The 16,167-nt window shown below is 73.6% G+C and carries 15 protein-coding genes; 10 read left to right on the top strand and 5 right to left on the bottom strand.

Annotation, left to right across the window (positions count from 1 at the left end; all coding sequences use genetic code 11):
- Nucleotides 1-255 precede the first annotated feature (255 nt).
- The gene (locus E1281_RS24910; protein WP_131882088.1) at nucleotides 256-630 is read right to left on the bottom strand and encodes an FKBP-type peptidyl-prolyl cis-trans isomerase; all 375 of its coding nucleotides are present in this window, start codon (nucleotides 628-630) and stop codon (nucleotides 256-258) included.
- A 145-nt stretch (nucleotides 631-775) separates the two neighbouring features.
- Here E1281_RS24910 and E1281_RS24905 point away from each other — a divergent pair, with 145 nt between their 5' ends.
- Together E1281_RS24905 and E1281_RS24900 are read left to right on the top strand one after the other, a co-directional pair.
- The gene (locus E1281_RS24905) at nucleotides 776-2,839 is read left to right on the top strand and encodes a hydantoinase/oxoprolinase family protein (RefSeq protein WP_131882087.1); all 2,064 of its coding nucleotides are present in this window, start codon (nucleotides 776-778) and stop codon (nucleotides 2,837-2,839) included.
- Complete coding sequence (locus E1281_RS24900) at nucleotides 2,836-4,704, top strand: hydantoinase B/oxoprolinase family protein (RefSeq protein WP_131882086.1); 1,869 nt, start codon at nucleotides 2,836-2,838, stop codon at nucleotides 4,702-4,704. Before E1281_RS24905 ends, E1281_RS24900 begins: the two co-directional genes overlap by 4 nt.
- 33 nt (nucleotides 4,705-4,737) lie before the next feature.
- Here E1281_RS24900 and E1281_RS24895 read toward each other — a convergent pair whose 3' ends face one another.
- Entirely contained in the window at nucleotides 4,738-5,934 is a 1,197-nt protein-coding gene (locus E1281_RS24895) for a hypothetical protein (RefSeq protein WP_131882085.1), read from the bottom strand.
- Nucleotides 5,935-6,144: 210 nt separating this feature from the next.
- Here E1281_RS24895 and E1281_RS24890 point away from each other — a divergent pair, with 210 nt between their 5' ends.
- Together E1281_RS24890 and E1281_RS40445 are read left to right on the top strand one after the other, a co-directional pair.
- Nucleotides 6,145-6,483, top strand: coding sequence for a hypothetical protein (locus tag E1281_RS24890; RefSeq protein ID WP_165959081.1), 339 nt, complete (start codon nucleotides 6,145-6,147; stop codon nucleotides 6,481-6,483).
- Nucleotides 6,484-6,554: 71 nt separating this feature from the next.
- Nucleotides 6,555-6,707 carry a hypothetical protein gene (locus E1281_RS40445; protein ID WP_165959080.1) on the top strand — a complete coding sequence of 51 codons (153 nt, stop codon included), beginning with the start codon at nucleotides 6,555-6,557 and terminating at the stop codon, nucleotides 6,705-6,707.
- Nucleotides 6,708-6,731: 24 nt separating this feature from the next.
- On the opposite strand, the gene E1281_RS24885 is transcribed toward E1281_RS40445, so the two are convergent.
- The 3 genes from E1281_RS24885 to E1281_RS24875 form a co-directional block, all read right to left on the bottom strand.
- Nucleotides 6,732-7,787 (bottom strand): hypothetical protein, encoded by a 1,056-nt coding sequence (locus E1281_RS24885; protein ID WP_131882083.1) that lies wholly within the window; start codon nucleotides 7,785-7,787, stop codon nucleotides 6,732-6,734.
- Nucleotides 7,788-8,075: 288 nt separating this feature from the next.
- A complete protein-coding gene (locus E1281_RS24880) occupies nucleotides 8,076-9,272 on the bottom strand; it encodes a Cmx/CmrA family chloramphenicol efflux MFS transporter (RefSeq protein ID WP_131882082.1) in 1,197 nt (398 codons plus the stop codon).
- Between the two features lie 245 nt (nucleotides 9,273-9,517).
- Nucleotides 9,518-10,102, bottom strand: a complete 585-nt coding sequence (locus E1281_RS24875; RefSeq protein WP_131882081.1) for a hypothetical protein — start codon at nucleotides 10,100-10,102, stop codon at nucleotides 9,518-9,520.
- A gap of 178 nt (nucleotides 10,103-10,280) precedes the next feature.
- Between E1281_RS24875 and E1281_RS24870 the strand changes: the two genes are divergently transcribed.
- The 6 genes from E1281_RS24870 to E1281_RS24845 all read left to right on the top strand — a co-directional run.
- On the top strand, nucleotides 10,281-10,709 hold the full coding sequence (locus E1281_RS24870; RefSeq protein WP_131882080.1) for a hypothetical protein: 429 nt from the start codon (nucleotides 10,281-10,283) through the stop codon (nucleotides 10,707-10,709).
- A 186-nt stretch (nucleotides 10,710-10,895) separates the two neighbouring features.
- Nucleotides 10,896-12,287 carry an acyl-CoA synthetase gene (locus E1281_RS24865; RefSeq protein ID WP_131882079.1) on the top strand — a complete coding sequence of 464 codons (1,392 nt, stop codon included), beginning with the start codon at nucleotides 10,896-10,898 and terminating at the stop codon, nucleotides 12,285-12,287.
- 20 nt (nucleotides 12,288-12,307) lie between these two features.
- Nucleotides 12,308-13,480 carry a pyridoxal phosphate-dependent aminotransferase gene (locus E1281_RS24860; protein WP_131882078.1) on the top strand — a complete coding sequence of 391 codons (1,173 nt, stop codon included), beginning with the start codon at nucleotides 12,308-12,310 and terminating at the stop codon, nucleotides 13,478-13,480.
- 77 nt (nucleotides 13,481-13,557) lie between these two features.
- Nucleotides 13,558-14,550 (top strand): carbamate kinase, encoded by a 993-nt coding sequence (locus tag E1281_RS24855; RefSeq protein ID WP_243717367.1) that lies wholly within the window; start codon nucleotides 13,558-13,560, stop codon nucleotides 14,548-14,550.
- Between the two features lie 11 nt (nucleotides 14,551-14,561).
- Nucleotides 14,562-15,668 carry a ring-opening amidohydrolase gene (locus E1281_RS24850; protein WP_131882077.1) on the top strand — a complete coding sequence of 369 codons (1,107 nt, stop codon included), beginning with the start codon at nucleotides 14,562-14,564 and terminating at the stop codon, nucleotides 15,666-15,668.
- A 69-nt stretch (nucleotides 15,669-15,737) separates the two neighbouring features.
- Nucleotides 15,738-16,167: SseB family protein (locus tag E1281_RS24845; protein WP_131882076.1), on the top strand; the 430-nt coding region annotated here is incomplete at its 3' end.

Below are 16,167 nucleotides of genomic sequence, written 5' to 3'. Positions count from 1 at the left end.
GTGTAGACCGCGCCCGCCCCGGCGACCGGGACGGGCGCGGTCTACACCGGCCGCGCCGCGCCCGGCCCGGACCGCGCCTCGGTCGCCTGGCCGATGGCCGCCGCCTTCGGCGCCGGCGGCGCCGTCGCCCTCGCGGGGGTGGCCCTCGGTCACATGCTGGGACGGCGCTCCCGATCCCGCTGACCCGCTGCAGGACGGAGACGGCGGGCGCCCGGATCGTTCCGGGAGCGCCCGCCGTTCAGTACACCCTGGCCGCTAGCTGACGGCCATCATGTCGACGACGAAGATGAGCGTCTCGCCGGGCTTGATGGCCGGGCTCGGGCTGCGGTCGCCGTAGGCGAGGTGCGGCGGGATGACGAGCTTGCGGCGCCCGCCGACCTTCATGCCGACGAGGCCCATGTCCCAGCCCTTGATGACGCGGCCGGAGCCGAGCTGGAAGTCCAGCGTGGAACCGCGGTTCCAGGACGCGTCGAACTCCTCGCCGGTCGACCACGACACGCCGACGTAGTGCATCGACACGTTCGAGCCCTTGGCGGCCTCGGGGCCGTCGCCCTCGGTGATGTCGGTGATGTCGAGGTACTCGGGCGGCTGGCCCTCGGGGAAGTCGATCTCGGGGCGTTCAAGCGCCATGTAGGGGCTCCAGCGGTCTCGTGGAATGCGTCGGTCGGATGGAACCGCCCAGCCTAGTGCCAGCGCGGCCTGACGAAACGGCAGCGCGCCCCTTGGCAGATCACGACGGTTTCGCAGGTGGGCGCGGTCCGGTAGACCCTTGACCATGGCGAGGCGGCTGCGGATCGGGATCGACACGGGCGGGACGTTCACCGACGTCGTCGCGCTGGACATGGACGGGACGGGGGACGGCCCGGTCACCACCAAGACCCCCTCGACGCCCGCCGATCCGGCGGAGGGGTTCGCGGCGGGCGTCGGCAAGGTCCTCGGCCTCCTCGGCGCCGGGCCGGAGGACGTGGCGGTGCTGTCGCACGGCACGACGGTCGCGACGAACCGGCTCCTGGAGGACCGGATCGACGACCTGGGGTTCGTCACGACCGAGGGCTTCGAGTCCATCCTGGAGATCGCGCGGCAGAGCGTCCCGGACGGCTACGGCAACAGCTACTTCTGGGTGAAGCCGCCGCGGATCGTCCCGGTGCACCGGGTACAGGCGGTCGGCGGGCGGCTCGACCACACCGGCGCGGAGCTGCGCCCGTTCGACGAGGAGTCGGCGGTCGCGGCGGCCCGCTGGTTCCGCGACGCGGGGATCGACGCGATCGGCGTGTGCTTCCTGCACTCCTACGCCGACCCGTCGCACGAGCTGGCGATGCGGGACGTCCTGGCGCGCGAGCACCCGGACGCGGTCGTGTCGCTCTCCTGCGAGGTGCTGCGCGAGTACCGCGAGTACGAGCGGTCGGTGACCACGCTGGTGGACGCCGCCGTCAAGCCCGCGATGAACGGCTACCTGGCGCGGATCGCCGAACGCGTCGCGGCCCGCCTGCTGGTGATGAAGAGCAACGGGGGAGTGCTGTCGGCGGAGGAGGTCGCCCGGCAGCCGATCACGACCGTCCTGTCCGGCCCGGCGGCGGGCGCCCTGGGCGCCGCGTTCGTCGTCGCCCACCGCGGTCAGGGGACGGGCGGCCACGGCTCGGTCGTCACGCTGGACGGCGGCGGGACGTCCACCGATGTCGCGGTCGTCCTCGACGGCGAGCCGACCCTCACCACCGAGGGGACGATCGGGCGCCATCCCGTCAAGATCCCGATGATCGACATCGTGACCGTCGGCGCGGGCGGCGGCTCGGTCGCGTGGCGGTCGCCCGAGGGCGCGCTGAAGGTCGGCCCGCGCAGCGCGGGCGCCGACCCGGGCCCGCTCTGCTACGGGCGCGGCGGCACCGAGGTCACGGTGACCGACGCGCACGCCGTCCTCGGCCGCATCCCGCCCCACCTCCTCGGCGGCGAGGTGCCCCTCGACGTGGAGGCCGCCCGGACCGGCGTGAAGGTTCTGGCGGAACGGCTCGGGCTGCCGTTCGAGCGGGCCGCGGCCGGCGTCCTGGAGGTCTCGGCGTGGAACCAGGCCAACGCCATCCGGCAGATCACGGTGAAGCGCGGCCTGGACGTCCGCGACTACCCGCTCGTCGCGTTCGGCGGCTCCGGCCCGCTGCTCGCCTGCCGCCTGCTCGACATCCTCGGGGCGCCCACCGCCGTGATCCCGGAGAACCCCGGCAACCTGTCGGCGTTCGGCCTGCTCACCGTGGACGTGAAGAACGACTACGTCCGGACGCGCGTCGTCCGCGACGCCGAACTCGACCCCGCGCTCCTGGACGGCGTCTACGCCGACCTCGAACGGGAGGCCGCCACCGCCCTCGAACGCGAGGGGTTCACCGGGGACGGGCGCCGCTTCACCCGCTCGGCCGACCTGCGGTACTACGGGCAGGCGTTCGAGGTGCGCGTCGGGGCGCCCGCCGGCCCGCCGGACGAGGCGTTCCGCGCCGAGGTCGTCCGCCGGTTCCACGACGCCCACGAGGCCCTCTACGGCTACTGCCACCGCGACGACCCGCGGCACCCGGTCGAATGGGTCAACCTGCGCGTCTCCGGCATCGGCCCGATCGTCCGCCCCCGCCTCACCGAGCGTCCGGCGGGCGACGGCGACCCGTCCCGCGCCCGCACCGGCACGCGCCCCGTCCACTTCGGCGCCTGGGAGGAGACGGCCGTCTACAGGCGCGAGAAGCTCGCCCCCGGCGACACGGTCCAGGGCCCGGCCGTGATCGAGGAGTTCGGCTCGACGCTCCCGCTCCACCCCGGCTTCACCGCGAGACCCGACGCCCACGGCAACCTGGTGGTGACCCGATGACCGGCCCGGTGATCGACCCGATCCTCCTGGAGATCGTCGAGGGGACGCTCGCGTCGGTGGAGCGCGAGGTCGAGACGGCCATCGCCCGGACGGCCCGCTCGCCGATGATCCGGGACGCGCACGACTTCCGCGCGGGCATCCACGACCGCCGCCTCCGCAAGCTCACCGGCCGCTCGTACTCCGCCCTCGTGCAGCCGGTCGCCCGCGACTTCCCGGTCGCGGAGATGCGTCCGGGCGACGTGTTCTTCCACAACGACGTCTACCTGTCGGAGGGCGGGATCGGGCACCTGCCCGACCTGTGCGTGACGGTCCCGGTCTTCCACGACGGCGAGGTGGTCGCGTTCGTCCAGGCGTTCGGCCACCACGACGACATCGGCGGCGCGGTCCCCGGATCGATGCCGAGCCACGCCCGCAGCGCGTTCGAGGAGGGCCTGATGGTCCCGCCGATCAAGCTGTGGGACCAGGGCGTCCCGAACCGGGCCGCGCTGGCCATCATGACCCGCAACTCCCGGATGCCCGACTCCCTCGCGGGCGACCTGGACGCCGAATGCTCCGCCTGCCTCATGGGCGCCCGCCGCCTCGGCGACCTGTTCGCCCGCTACGGCCGCGCGGACGTCGAGGCGTGCTTCGACGCCGTCATCGACAACACCACCCGGACGTTCCGCCGCGAACTGCTCTCCAAGATCCCGGACGGGAGGTTTGTCTGGGAGGACTACGCCGAGCACGACGGCGTCGACCCGCCCCGCCTGCACGCCCAGCGCATCACGCTGACCGTCGACAAGGCGGCGGACGTCCCCCTGGTCATCGACTTCGCGGGAACGTCGCCCCAGGCCAAGGGCCCCATCAACCACGCCGGGGACTACGCGGACGGCGTCTTCCTGAAGAAGTGGCTGGCGCCCGTCCTGCGGAACCTGGCCGACACCCCCGAGCGCGCCGCCGAACTGGACGTGAACGAGGGCGTGGTGCCGCTCATCGAGATGCGCTTCCCGGAGAAGGGCACGCTCCTCACCCCGGTCTTCCCGGCGCCCACGAACGCCCGCACGTTCGTCATCCTGCGGCTGCTCGGCGTCCTGGCGGGCGTCCTGGCGAAGGCCACCGGCGGACGGATGCCCGCCGACCAGGAGACGATCCGGTACACCGGCGTCTACGGCGAGGACGACCGCGGCCCCTACCTGATGCGCGAGGTGCTCGGCGGAGGCTCCGGCGGCCGCTACTACGCCGACGGCGAGGACACCATCCACGTCGTGCCCGACTCCCGCAACATCCCCGCCGAGTTCGCCGAGGCCCGCTGGCCGTTCGTCGTCGAACGCCTCGGCCTCGCCGTGGACTCCGGCGGCCCCGGGGAGCACCGGGGCGGCCTCGGCTACGACAAGCACATCCGGATGCTCCGCGACGCCCGCTACATGTCGATCGCCGACCGCTCGATCCTGTCCTGCTGGGGCGTCAGAGGCGGCCGGGCGGGACGTCCCTTCCGCGTCGACATCGACGGCGAGGAGATGGAGGGGCTCGTCGACGACCACCCCGTCAGGGCGGGCCAGACCATCCGCATCCGCACCACGGGCGGCGGCGGGTGGGGCGACCCGCTGGACCGCGACCCGGCCCGGGTGGCCGCCGACGTCCGCGACGGCAAGGTCTCGCCCGAAGGCGCCCGCACCGACTACGGCGTCGTCCTGACCGAGGGCCGAGTGGACGAGGAGGCGACGAGGGCCCTGCGAGCGCGGCTGCGCGCCGAACGAGGCCCGGCCCCGTTCTTCGACCGGGGCCCCGGCTACCCGGAACTCTCCGGAGGACGCCCGTCCGCCGACGTCGACACCCTTGGAGAAGGGCCTCCGCAGGCCGCCGGCCGGAGCGCCGGGCCGGACTGACGGCCGGCGGGGCGGGCGCGCGGAGGCCCGCCGTCACGAGGTGCGGTCGTGGATCTCGTTGATCAGCTTCTGCATGGTCTCGCGCTGCTCCTCCGGCCCCGTGAGCTGCACCGCGACCGCCGTGCCGGGCCCGCCGCCCGGCACGGACCCGAAGACGCGGCTCATCGCGACCCGCACCTGCCGCTCACCCTTCCTGTTCGGCAGCTCGCCCTCGATCTCGGCGTACATCGTGGTCGCGTCGATCCGCCTCCAGTCCTCCTCGTCCAGGGTGAACCGCGTGCGCAGCGTCGCGCGCTCGCCGTCCCCGCACGGCGCCGCGCACGGCTCGACCGCGACGAAGCCGCCCGCACCGCTGCCGCTCGGCGGGAAGGTGCCGCCCTCGTCTATGCAGACCCAGCGCGTGTCGAACGGCTTCTTGTCGCTGCGCAGGCACCCCCAGCCGCCGGGCAGGTCGAAGTCGAACGGCATGCCCTCCAGGTCCGCGTGGTAGGTGTCCTCGCCCTCGCCGTACCGCGGCCCGGCCACCGGCCCCTTCCCGCCCCGGGGGCCGCTCCCCTTCGACGGTGCCGCGGACGGGGGCCCCGACGGCGCCGCGTGCGTGGTGGGAGGCGGCGTGGTGGACGGGCCGGCCGGACGGGCGGGGGACAAGACCTGCCACCCGATCCAGGCCCCGAGGACGACGAGCACGATCACGAGACCGGCCACGGGCGTGACGATGGCGGTGAGCTTGAGCGCGGAGGGAGGCGGTGCGCGTCCGGCCGGCGGCGGGACCGCCCCCGCGGGCGGCGCGTCGCCGCTCCAGGGCCCGGAGCCGTCCGGGGACGGGGACCAGTGCGGGACGAACCCGGGGCCGGAGCCCGGCCGCGCCTCACCGGCCGTCAGGCCCGCGGCGTCCAGCAGCGCCGTGGCCTCGCGCAGCCCGTGCGATCCGCCCGCGCCGCCCTCGCCGCCCTCGCGGGAGAGGGCCGCCCAGGTCGGCGGGCCCTGCGGCGGCGCCTCCAGGACCCGGTCGCCCAGGGCCGCGGTCGCCGCCGCGAACCGGTCACGGACCGCCGGGTCGGACGCGGCGGCCGGGGCGAGCGCCACGAGGACGACCGGACCGCCGTGCGGGTCCCGCCCGGAGTAGACGGCGCCCGCCGCATGCCCGGCCAGCCGGCCGCGCACCGTGAACCCGCCCAGCAGCCGCGGGTCGGCGACCCCGAGCGGCTCGCCGATCTCCTCCGGATGCACCTCTGGCCCAGGCTTTCCCCCTGCTTCGCCGTGTCTCTCCATTGAGGTCTCAGACGAGGAGAACGACCATTGCGTTCCAGAGTCCGGGGGGTGGAAAGGCCCTCCTGAGATCGCACGGACAGTGGAACGATCGCAGTGAAGCGTTCGGTTGCGTGCACTCACCCCCGGAGGTGTGATGTGGAGTCGGCTTGGTGGCTCCCCGTAGCGGCGATGCTCGGCATCTTGCTCGGTATCTCGTTCGCGTACGTCGTCGTCAAGCGCCGAAAGGGCGAACGGGAGGCACGGGATCCGGACCGGAGGGCCCGGCAGGAAGCCGCACGGCGCGCGGCGGTCGAACGGGAGGCCGCGCGGGTGGAGGCCGCCCGGCGCAGGCTGGCCGAGCAGGTGGCCGCGCGGCAGGCGGAGCTCGAGCGGGCGGCCGGGGGGCTGGGAGACGACGCGCGGCAGGCCGCCGAGCGGTTGTCGGCCGACATCGCGCGCCGAGCCGATGAGGCGGCGCTCAGGGCCGAGGAGGACCTGCGCCGCCTCCGCCGCCGCCGGGACGGGTGACGCCGGCCGGACGCACCGTGCCGCTCCGGGCGGGTGCGCTCCGCACCTGTTCCGGCGACGCACGTCCCTCCGTGGTCCTGTTCCTGGTCTGCCTGGCACGGATCGGCGTCGCGGCCGGGCACCTCAAGTGGACTTGGACGCGCGTGCTGCGCGTAGTCATCTGCCCGGTCGTGCTGCTCGGCAGCTTCCTGAACGAACATTGGAGTCTCGGCGTGCAGGACTGATGGGGCGGTGGGTCCGCCGTGGAGCTAGGAACGCGGCGCGCCGGTGAGGAAGGGGCGTAGCACGGCCTCGTAGTCGCTCAGCGGGGGAGCGGTGTCACCCTGGCGGGGCTCGGGGTCGGGATCGTTGCCGTAGACGACCTGGTAAGGAGGGCACTCCGCCTTCTCGTCCTGGCCGTCCATCATCTGGCGAGCGACCCTGCGGCCGGTGCTCGCCTCGTAGATGTCGAGGCTGCGGCGCCCCTGGTAGGTCTCGGTTCGCAGGCCGCCCTCGTAAAGGCAGACGTTGATCGGCTTATCGGACACCCGTCCCGCCGGGTGGCTGCACGCCACCAGTTCCACCTGATCCGGTGCCGGCCGGCGATCCCCGTCACCCGTGGTCGCGAGTTCGGGAGGCCCCGCGCTTTCGCGGAAGAAGACCAGCGGGTGCGGACCTGCTCCCTCGTACTTTGCGGCCCGCTCGAAGGGCCGATCCTGCTGCCAGCAGAGGCGGGCGAGATCCTGCAGCCGCCCGGGGCGCTCACCGAGCACGGCGGGGACGACCCACGGCTGCACGATCCACCACACCAGGGCCAGTACCGCCACGCCCCCCGCGCCGACCGCCAGCCGGGGCCGCGGCGACGCCCGCACAGGCCCCAGCTTTTCCAGGGCCCTGGCCAGATCCCCTCGGGCGGTGACCGGGCCGACGAACATGGACCGTTCCTCGGCGTCCTCCCTCCACGACAGCCGCACGACCGCCCCTTTGGCGCCTCGGTCCGGCGTCGTCAGCGCGTCCCAGGGGATGGCGATGGAGGGCACGTCCCCTCGCGACCACACCAGCAGACCGCCCTCGCAGACCGCGAACCAGCGCCGCCGCCCGTCCGCCCTGGAGAGCGGAACGAGGTAGACCCGGCAGGCCAGCCCCAGGTACACCAGCACGGGCAGCAGAAAGATGTAGCGCCAGTCGAAGGCGGCGACCACACCCTCCGCCATGGCGAAGCCGAAGATCCAAGGCGCCAGCTGACCCCACTCGGGCCGCCCCCGATGCTGCCGGTGCACCCGCCGGACGCCGCCCAGCCCCGCCTCGGCGGCCTCCTTCGACACGGAACGACGCACCGTCGCCCCCCTCACCGCTCAGGCTCGCGTTGATGGAGAAGGGCATCATCGCCCATCGCGACGCCGCCGCGAACCACGTCGATCATCATCGGCGGAGAAAGCCCGGCCTCAACGCTCATAGCGCCAAACTACTGACGCCGATCACACAGCGACGCCCGTTCTCACCAGATGTGATCGTTTCAGGGGACGATGCGCGCCCACACCCATTTGCCCCCACCGGGGTCCCGGGTGGCGCCGCAGGCGGCGGCCAGCGCCTCGACGGCCCCGAGGATCTGCTCACCTGGCCCCGGAACTCGTCCTCACGGGTGGGGTGGCCGGTGCGCCCGCCGCGAGCATCCTGCGGAAGGGGAGGGTGAGTAGCAGGGCCGTCAGGACGAGGAGGGCGCTCGTCCAGAGTGGGCCGCGGTTGCCGAGTGGGGTGGTGAGGGTGGTCGCGGCTATCAGCGGGCCCGCCGTGGCGCCTATGTTCAGGGCGGCTGTTGCGTAGGAGCCGCCCATGGTGGGGGCTCCTGCGGCCTCGTAGAGGACGCGGGTGATCAGGGTGCTGCCCAGGGCGAATGACAGAGCGCCCTGGACGAACACGAGGGGGAGCAGGGCGAGCGGGGTTCCCGCTAGGACGGCCAGGGCCACCCAGCCGATGAGAAGCAGCGGGCCGCCTACCGCGATGACCAGGCCGGGGTGCTGGTCCGACAGTCGTCCGGCGACGGTGACGCCGGTGAGGCATCCCGCGCCGAAGAGCACCAGGGCGACCGAGACCCAGAGGTCGCCCAGGCCGGCGGTGCCGGTCACGACCGGGGCGAGGAAGGTGAAGCTTCCGAAGGTCGCGGCGTTCACCAGTGCGCCGAGCAGCATGACCAGGATCAGGCGGGGGCTTCCCAGTTGAGCGAGTTCCGGCCGCAGGGCGCCGCCGGTCGCGTTCGCCCGCTCCGGCCGCGGTGGGATTCCCTTGAGGACGGCGACGGCCGCGGGCAGGCAGAGGGCGGCGACGGCCCAGAACACGGCGCGCCACCCGAGCAGAGTGCCGAGGACCGAGCCGCCGGGGACGCCCGCGATCGTGGCCACGGTCGTGCCCGACAGCAGGACGGCCAGCGCGCGTCCCTTGTCGCCGGCGGAGACGAGCGCGGCGGCGGTGGTCAGGGCGACGGCGAGGAAGCCCGCGTTCGTGAGGGCCGCCACGACCCGGGTGGCGAGCAGGATCGTGAAGCTCGTGGTGGCCGCCCCCACGACGTGGGTCGCCGCGAACACGAGGACGAAGCCGAGGAGGCTCGCTCGTGCCGGCCAGTTGCGGGCGAGGGCGGCCATGAGCGGGGCGCCGACGACCATTCCGACCGCGAAGGCCGAGGTGAGCGCGCCCGCCGTCCCGACGGTCACGCCGAGGTCCGTGGCGATGTCCGGCAGGAGGCCGGCGAGCATGAATTCGGAGGTGCCCATGGCGAAGACGGCCATGGCGAGCAGGTAGAGAGCGAGAGGCATCGAGTGGCTCCGAGGTGAGGAGAAGCACGAGAGGACGTCTCGTCACCGCGGTCAGCGCCCAAGGCGCGCTCGTCCGGCCGCAGAGGGCGGCGGGAGGGCGGAACTAGGAACTCAGTGGTTCAGGGGGCTGACGGCGTGACCGAAAGCCCCCACCTTGGACGCCTCGGGGCTCGACATGACCCGCACGCTAGCGGACGCTTGTCCGGCGACGCACATCGTTTTCCATCGTGGTCACCCTCGCGGGATCACGTGGGTGTCCTGAAGCGGTGCTGGGTGAAGGTGGTGCCGTCCACCCGGAGGTCGCAGCGGGCACGGGTTCCGTCCTCGGTGAAGTGGGTCGATTCGCGCGTGGACCAGGCGTCCCAGGCTTCGGCGTACTCGGGTCCGTCGCGGTCGAGGGCGCGGGCGCGGCGGAGGTCGCGGGGCGCGTCGATCCAGATGCGGTAGGCGGCCGGCGACCCGGCCCAGGCCGCGCCCACGCCTTCGACGATGGCGACGGGGGCGGGCGGGATCCTCTCCTGCGGGCCGTAGCGGTCGTGGTGCCAGTCGTAGCGGCGCAGGACGGCGGGACGGCCGTCCCGGAGGGGGTCGAGGACCGCCATTTCGAGGGGGCGCCACCAGGTGAGCGGGTCGGCGTCCCACGGCACACTGAAATCGTCCGAGCGGATGATCGGTGCGCCGACCAGGACGGCGGCCAGATGGTCGGTGAAGGTGGACTTCCCCGCGCCGCTCGGGCCGTCCACCGCGACCAGGCGCGCCGGGCCGCAGGACGGCGGCAGGGTGAGCAGGCGCGCGGCGAGCGCGGGGTAGGTCACGATGGCGTCCGGCACGGACGGAATCCTTCCAGGCGCCGGACGCGAGGGAGAGGCGCGAGCCTCCTGCCGGACGCCGGGGTGGTCGGCCTCCTTGGCCGAGGAGGGAACCGGTTCCGGTGAAGCCGATGCGAAGTCACGATCAGGAAGGATCGACGTCCACGACCGTGCACGTCATTATGGAGGCTCCTTCGCGATGTCCTTTACCAGGCTGTCCGGCACCGTCGTCCTCGCCGGCGCGTTGCTCACGTCCACCGCATGCGGTGGGGTGATCGAGAGAATCGACCCGTGCGGCGAACTCTTCGATCAGCTGGATGCCGTGACCCAGAAGATGACCACTCCTACGGACCGCACCAGTGACTACGTCCCCCTCTCCGCCGCCGACGCCGCGTTCTTCCGGGACGCCGCGGCCAAGATCCGCAGGGTCGGGGAACGGCTCGACAAGGACGGCCCGGCCGAGGCCCGAGAGGTCGCCGCGGAGATCGACGCGGTGGCCGACTCGCTGAGCAGACTCCCCGCGGGCACCAGGTCGACCCAGTACAGCGAGGTCATCGACGGGAGTGCCATCTACATCAACAACGAGACGCTCAAGGCCGCTTGCGGCCGGCCACCCGGGGCGGGATGAGTCCGGTCGGACTCCAAATCGACTCGATCCCGACGCCGGTGATCCCCTTTCAGCGGCCTGGGCGGACGGTACGCGGCCGGTGATGCCGCCAGGCGGTGCCGACGCCTTCGATGATGAGCACAATGAGGCGGTGCCGGCCCGGCTCGACGAACGAGACGGGCTCGACGAGGTGGGAAGGGGCGAGTGATGGACCTGCTCGGGGAGTCGGGCGGCCCGGTGCGGATCGCCGGACGGGAACTGGCGCGCGACGAGTTGCTCGGGTGGGCGTCGGCCGTCGCCGCGGAGATCCGGGGCGCGGACGCCGTCGCGGTCCACGCCACCGCCACGCTGGAGACGGTCGCGGCCGTCGTCGGCGGTGTCCTCGCGGGCGTCCCGGTCGTGCCGCTGCCGCCCGACTCGGGTCCCGCCGAGCGCGCGCACATACTCGGCGACTCGGGGGCGAACCTCCTGCTGGCCGCGGGCGAGGTGAAACCGGTGGACGGGGAACCGCCCCTGATCCCGGTCGACGCGCTCCCGCGCGGCGGAACCGGGCCGGCCCGAGCGGGTGCCGACGCCACCGCGCTGATCCTCTACACGAGCGGGACGACGGGCGCGCCGAAGGGCGTGCTGGTCTCGCGGGGCGCGATCGCCGCCGGGCTGGACGCCCTCGCCGAAGCGTGGGCGTGGACGCCCGGCGACGTCCTCGTCCACGGGCTGCCGCTCTTCCATGTGCACGGCCTCGTCCTCGGTGTCCTCGGGGCCCTCCGGGTGGGGTCGCCGCTCGTCCACACGGGGCGTCCCAAACCCGGGGCGTACGCGGCCGCGGCACAGAACGACGGCGGCAGCCTGTTCTTCGGCGTCCCCACCGTCTGGTCCAGGACGGCGGCGGACCCGTCCGCCGCGCAGGCGCTCCGCGGCGCGCGGCTGCTCGTCTCCGGCAGCGCGCCGCTCCCGGTGCCCGTCTTCGAGCGTCTCTCGGAACTCACCGGGCACCGTCCGGTCGAGCGGTACGGCATGACCGAGACGCTCATCACGGTCAGCGCGCGCGCCGGCGGCGACCGGCGTCCCGGATACGTCGGCACGCCGCTGCCCGGTGTCGAGACCCGTCTGAGGTCCGAGGACGGCGAACCCGTCCCGCACGATGGGGAGACCCCCGGTGAACTGCACGTAAGGGCGCCGCTCCTGTTCAAGGGCTACCTCAACCGCCCGGACGCCACCGCGGAGTCGTTCGCCGAGCACGGCTGGTTCCGCACGGGCGACATCGCGACCATCGGCCCGGACGGCTGGCACCGGATCGTCGGCCGCGCCTCCACCGACCTCATCAAGAGCGGCGGCTACCGGATCGGCGCCGGCGAGATCGAGAACGCGCTGCTCGCGCACCCGGACGTCCGGGAGGCCGCCGTCGTCGGCACGCCCCATGACGACCTCGGCGAGCAGGTCACCGCCTACGTGGTCGCCGACGGCGTGGGGGAGCGGCAGCTCATCGACTTCGTCGCGGAGCGCCTGTCGGCGCACAAGCGCCCCCGCGTGGTGCACCTGGTCGGCTCCCTGCCCCGCAACGCCATGGGCAAGGTCGTCAAGACCCGCCTCGCGCCTTAGACGCCGTTAGGCTGGCCGTCGTGGGTGAGCCTCTCGTAGCGCGCATGCAGGGATTCGGTGAGACGATCTTCGCCGAGATGTCGGCTCTCGCCGTCCGGACCGGATCGATCAACCTCGGCCAGGGGTTCCCGGACGAGGACGGGCCGCGGGCCGTGCTCGACACGGCGGTGGAGGCGATCCGCACGGGCGCGAACCAGTACCCGCCCGGACCCGGCCTCCCCGAGTTGAGAGAGGCGGTGGCGGCGCAGCGGCTCGGGCGGTACGGGCTGTCGTACGACCCGGCGGCCGAGGTGTTCGTGACCGTGGGCGCCACCGAGGGCATCGCGGCGTCGGTGCTCGCGCTGGCCGGGCCGGGCGACGAAGTGATCGTCTTCGAGCCGTACTACGACTCGTACGCGGCCGTGATCGCGCTCGCGGGGGCCGTGCGCAGGCCGGTGACGCTGCGCCCCGCCGGAGGGCGCTTCACGTTCGACCCCGAGGAGCTGCGCGCGGCCGTCGGGCCCCGCACCCGGGCGGTCCTGGTGAACTCGCCGCACAACCCGGCGGGCACCGTGTTCACGCGGGACGAGCTGGAGGCCATCGCGGGCGTCTGCCGCGAGCACGACCTGGTGGCGATCACCGACGAGGTCTACGAGTACCTGACGTTCGACGGCACCGAGCACATCCCGCTGGCGACGCTCGACGGCATGCGCGACCGGACGGTGTCGGTGTCGTCCGCGGGCAAGTCGTTCTCCGTCACCGGATGGAAGACCGGCTGGGTGACGGCGCCCGCGCCCCACATCCGGGCGGTCCAGACGGTGAAGCAGTTCCTCACCTACGCGGTCAACGCCCCCTACCAGCGCGCCGCCGCGTACGCCCTGGCGAACGAGCTCGCCTGGGTGGAGGAGCTGCGCACGTCGCTCCAGGCCAAGCGGGACCGGCTCATCACCGGCCTGGAGGCCGCCGGGTTCACCGCGTACCGGCCGCAGGGCACCTACTTCGTGCAGGCCGACATCAGGCCGCTGGGATTCACCGACGGCATCGAGCTGACCCGCGCGCTGCCGGAGAAGGCGGGCGTCGTCGCGATCCCGACGCAGGTCTTCTACGACCACGCCGAAGCGGGCGCCCACTTCGTCCGCTTCGCGTTCTGCAAGAAGGACGAGGTGATCGACGAGGCCGTCGAACGCCTCGCCCGCCTCGGCGCACGCGCCTAGAAACTGCCGAAGAACCGGCGCCCGTTGGGCGACATTCGCCCGTGAGCGCCGCCCGCCGCGCGGGTTAGCGTCCGTCCGTGACCTGGAACGGCGAGACGCTCGACGGTGAGCGGATCCTGATCGCGCTCGGCGGCAACGCCATGACCGCACCGGACGGCAGCGCCGCGCCCGGCGCCCAGGCGGCGGCGATCGAGCGCGCCATGGGGCCGGTGGCCGAGCTGGTCGCCGCGGGCGCGCGGGTCGCGCTCACCCACGGCAACGGGCCGCAGGTCGGCAACCTGCTGATCAAGAACCAGCTCGCGGCGGACGTGGTGCCGCCCGTCCCGCTGGACTGGTGCGGCGCGCAGACCCAGGCCACGGTCGGTGTGATGATCATGAACGCGCTGGAGCGGGCGCTGGCCGCGCGGGACGCGGCGCGCCCGGTGGCCGCCGTCGTGACGCGCACGCTCGTGGACGCGTCCGACCCCGGCTTCGCCGACCCCGCCAAGCCCGTCGGGCGCTACTTCCCGGAGGAGGACGCGCGCCGGGCCATGGCCCGCGGCGAGGTGTGGCGCCGCTTCGGGGAGCGGGGCTGGCGGCGCGTCGTCGCCTCGCCGGAGCCGCTGAGCATCCTGGACGCGGGCGCGGCGGCGGCCCTGCTGGACGCCGGGCACGTCGTCGTCGCGGCGGGCGGCGGCGGAGCGCCCGTCGCCCGCGTGGACGGGACGCTGCGCGGCGTCGAGGCCGTCGTCGACAAGGACCTGGCGGCGCAGCTGCTGGCCCGCCGCCTGGGCGCGACCACCCTCGTGATCGCGACCGACGTGGAGAACGCGATGACCGGGTTCGGGACGCCGCGGCAGCGCCCCCTGCACCGCACGACGGCCGCGGAACTGGGCGAGCTGGCCGCGGCCGGGCACTTCGCCGGCGGCAGCATGGGCCCGAAGGTGGAGGCGGTGCGCCGCTTCGTCGCCGCCGGCGGGCGGCGCGCGGCCATCGCCTCGCTGGCCCGCCTGGGCGACGCGGCGTATGGCAAGGCCGGAACGGTCGTGGAGGCCATGCCCGGGGTAGGGAACGATCACCAGAGCAGCTGAGGAGCGACGACGTGCCCGATCCGATCGAAGTCCGCAAGATCCCCATCGAGAGCGTGACCGACGCGTCCGGTCTGGCCAGGCTGATCGACGACCGAGTCCTGGACGCCGACCGGGTGCTCGCCGTCGTCGGCAAGACCGAGGGCAACGGCGGCGTGAACGACTACACGCGGCTGCTGGCCGACCGCGCGTTCCGCGAGGTGCTGATCGGGAAGGGCACCCGGCCGGCGGACGAGGTGGGCCGGGTCCCGCTCGTGTGGTCGGGCGGCACCGACGGCGTCCTGTCCCCCCACGCCACCGTGTTCGCCACCGTCGACCCGGCGAAGGCGCCGGGGTCGGACGAGCCGCGCCTGTCGGTCGGCGTCGCGATGAGCGAGGTCATCCTGCCCGAGGACATCGGCCGCCCCGCGATGGTCGAGACCGTCGCCGCCGGGGTGCGCGAGGCGATGAAGACCGCCGGGATCGACGACCCGGCCGACGTCCACTACGTCCAGACCAAGACACCGCTGCTCACCCTCGACACCATCAACGACGCCAAGTCCCGCGGCCGCGACGTCGTCACCGAGGACACCCTCAAGTCGATGGACATCTCCAACTCCACGACCGCGCTCGGCATCGCCGTCGCCCTCGGCGAGATCGAGACGCCCTCCGCGGAGCAGATCCACAAGGACCTGTCGCTGTACTCGTCCGTGGCGTCCTGCTCGTCCGGCGTGGAGCTCGACCGCGCGCAGATCGTCGTCGTCGGGAACGTGCGCGGCATCGGCGGCCGGTACCGCGCGGGCCACGGTGTGATGAAGGACGCACTGGACGCCGACGGCATCTGGGACGCGATCGGGTCGGCCGGCCTGCAGCTGCCCGAGCGGCCCCGCACCGGCGACCTCGGCGACCGCCTCGTCAACGTGTTCATCAAGTGCGAGGCCGACCCGGGCGGCTCGGTCCGCGGGCGCCGCAACATCATGCTGGACGACTCCGACGTGCACTGGCACCGGCAGATCAAGGCGTGCGTCGGCGGCGTCGCGGCGTCGGTGACCGGCGACCCGGCGGTGTTCGTGTCGGTCGCGGCCGTCCACCAGGGGCCTTCCGGCGGCGGGACCGTCGCGGCCATCGCCGACCTCGGGTGACCGGATCGATGCCGGACAGTATCCGGATAGTCGCCCACGGTGTCCGGTGGAGGTTATAGCCTTCCTGGCGTGTCCGGACTGACCATTCCCGAGCCACAGTTCCCGGGGGACGACGGCGGGGCCGACCCGCGGCTGTGCGAGGCGCTCACCGGGTACGCGGCGGGGCGCGTCGGCGTGCACGTGGTGCTGCGCCGGCTGCAGGGCGCGCGGCTGCTCGTGCCCATCGTCGCCGTGCTCACCGAGGAGGAGGACGTTCCTCCCGGCGGGCTGCGCCGGGAGAAGTCGAGCGACATGGCGCTGCCCACGCTGATCGGCGACGACGGGCGACGCGGCGTACTCGGCTTCACCTGCACCGAGACGATGAAGGCGTGGCGCGCCGACGCCCGCCCCGTCGCGGTCCGCGCCGAGGAGGCGTGCCGCGCCGCCCTCGACGAGGGCGCCCACGCCCTGGTCGTGGACGTGGCGGGCCCGGTCCCGTTCGCCGTGGACGGCCTGCGCC

This window comes from Actinomadura sp. KC345 (assembly GCF_004348515.1).
Classification (GTDB): Bacteria; Actinomycetota; Actinomycetes; order Streptosporangiales; family Streptosporangiaceae; genus Spirillospora.
Note: the sequence above shows the minus strand (reverse complement) of the source record. Positions and strands in the feature narration are given on the sequence as shown.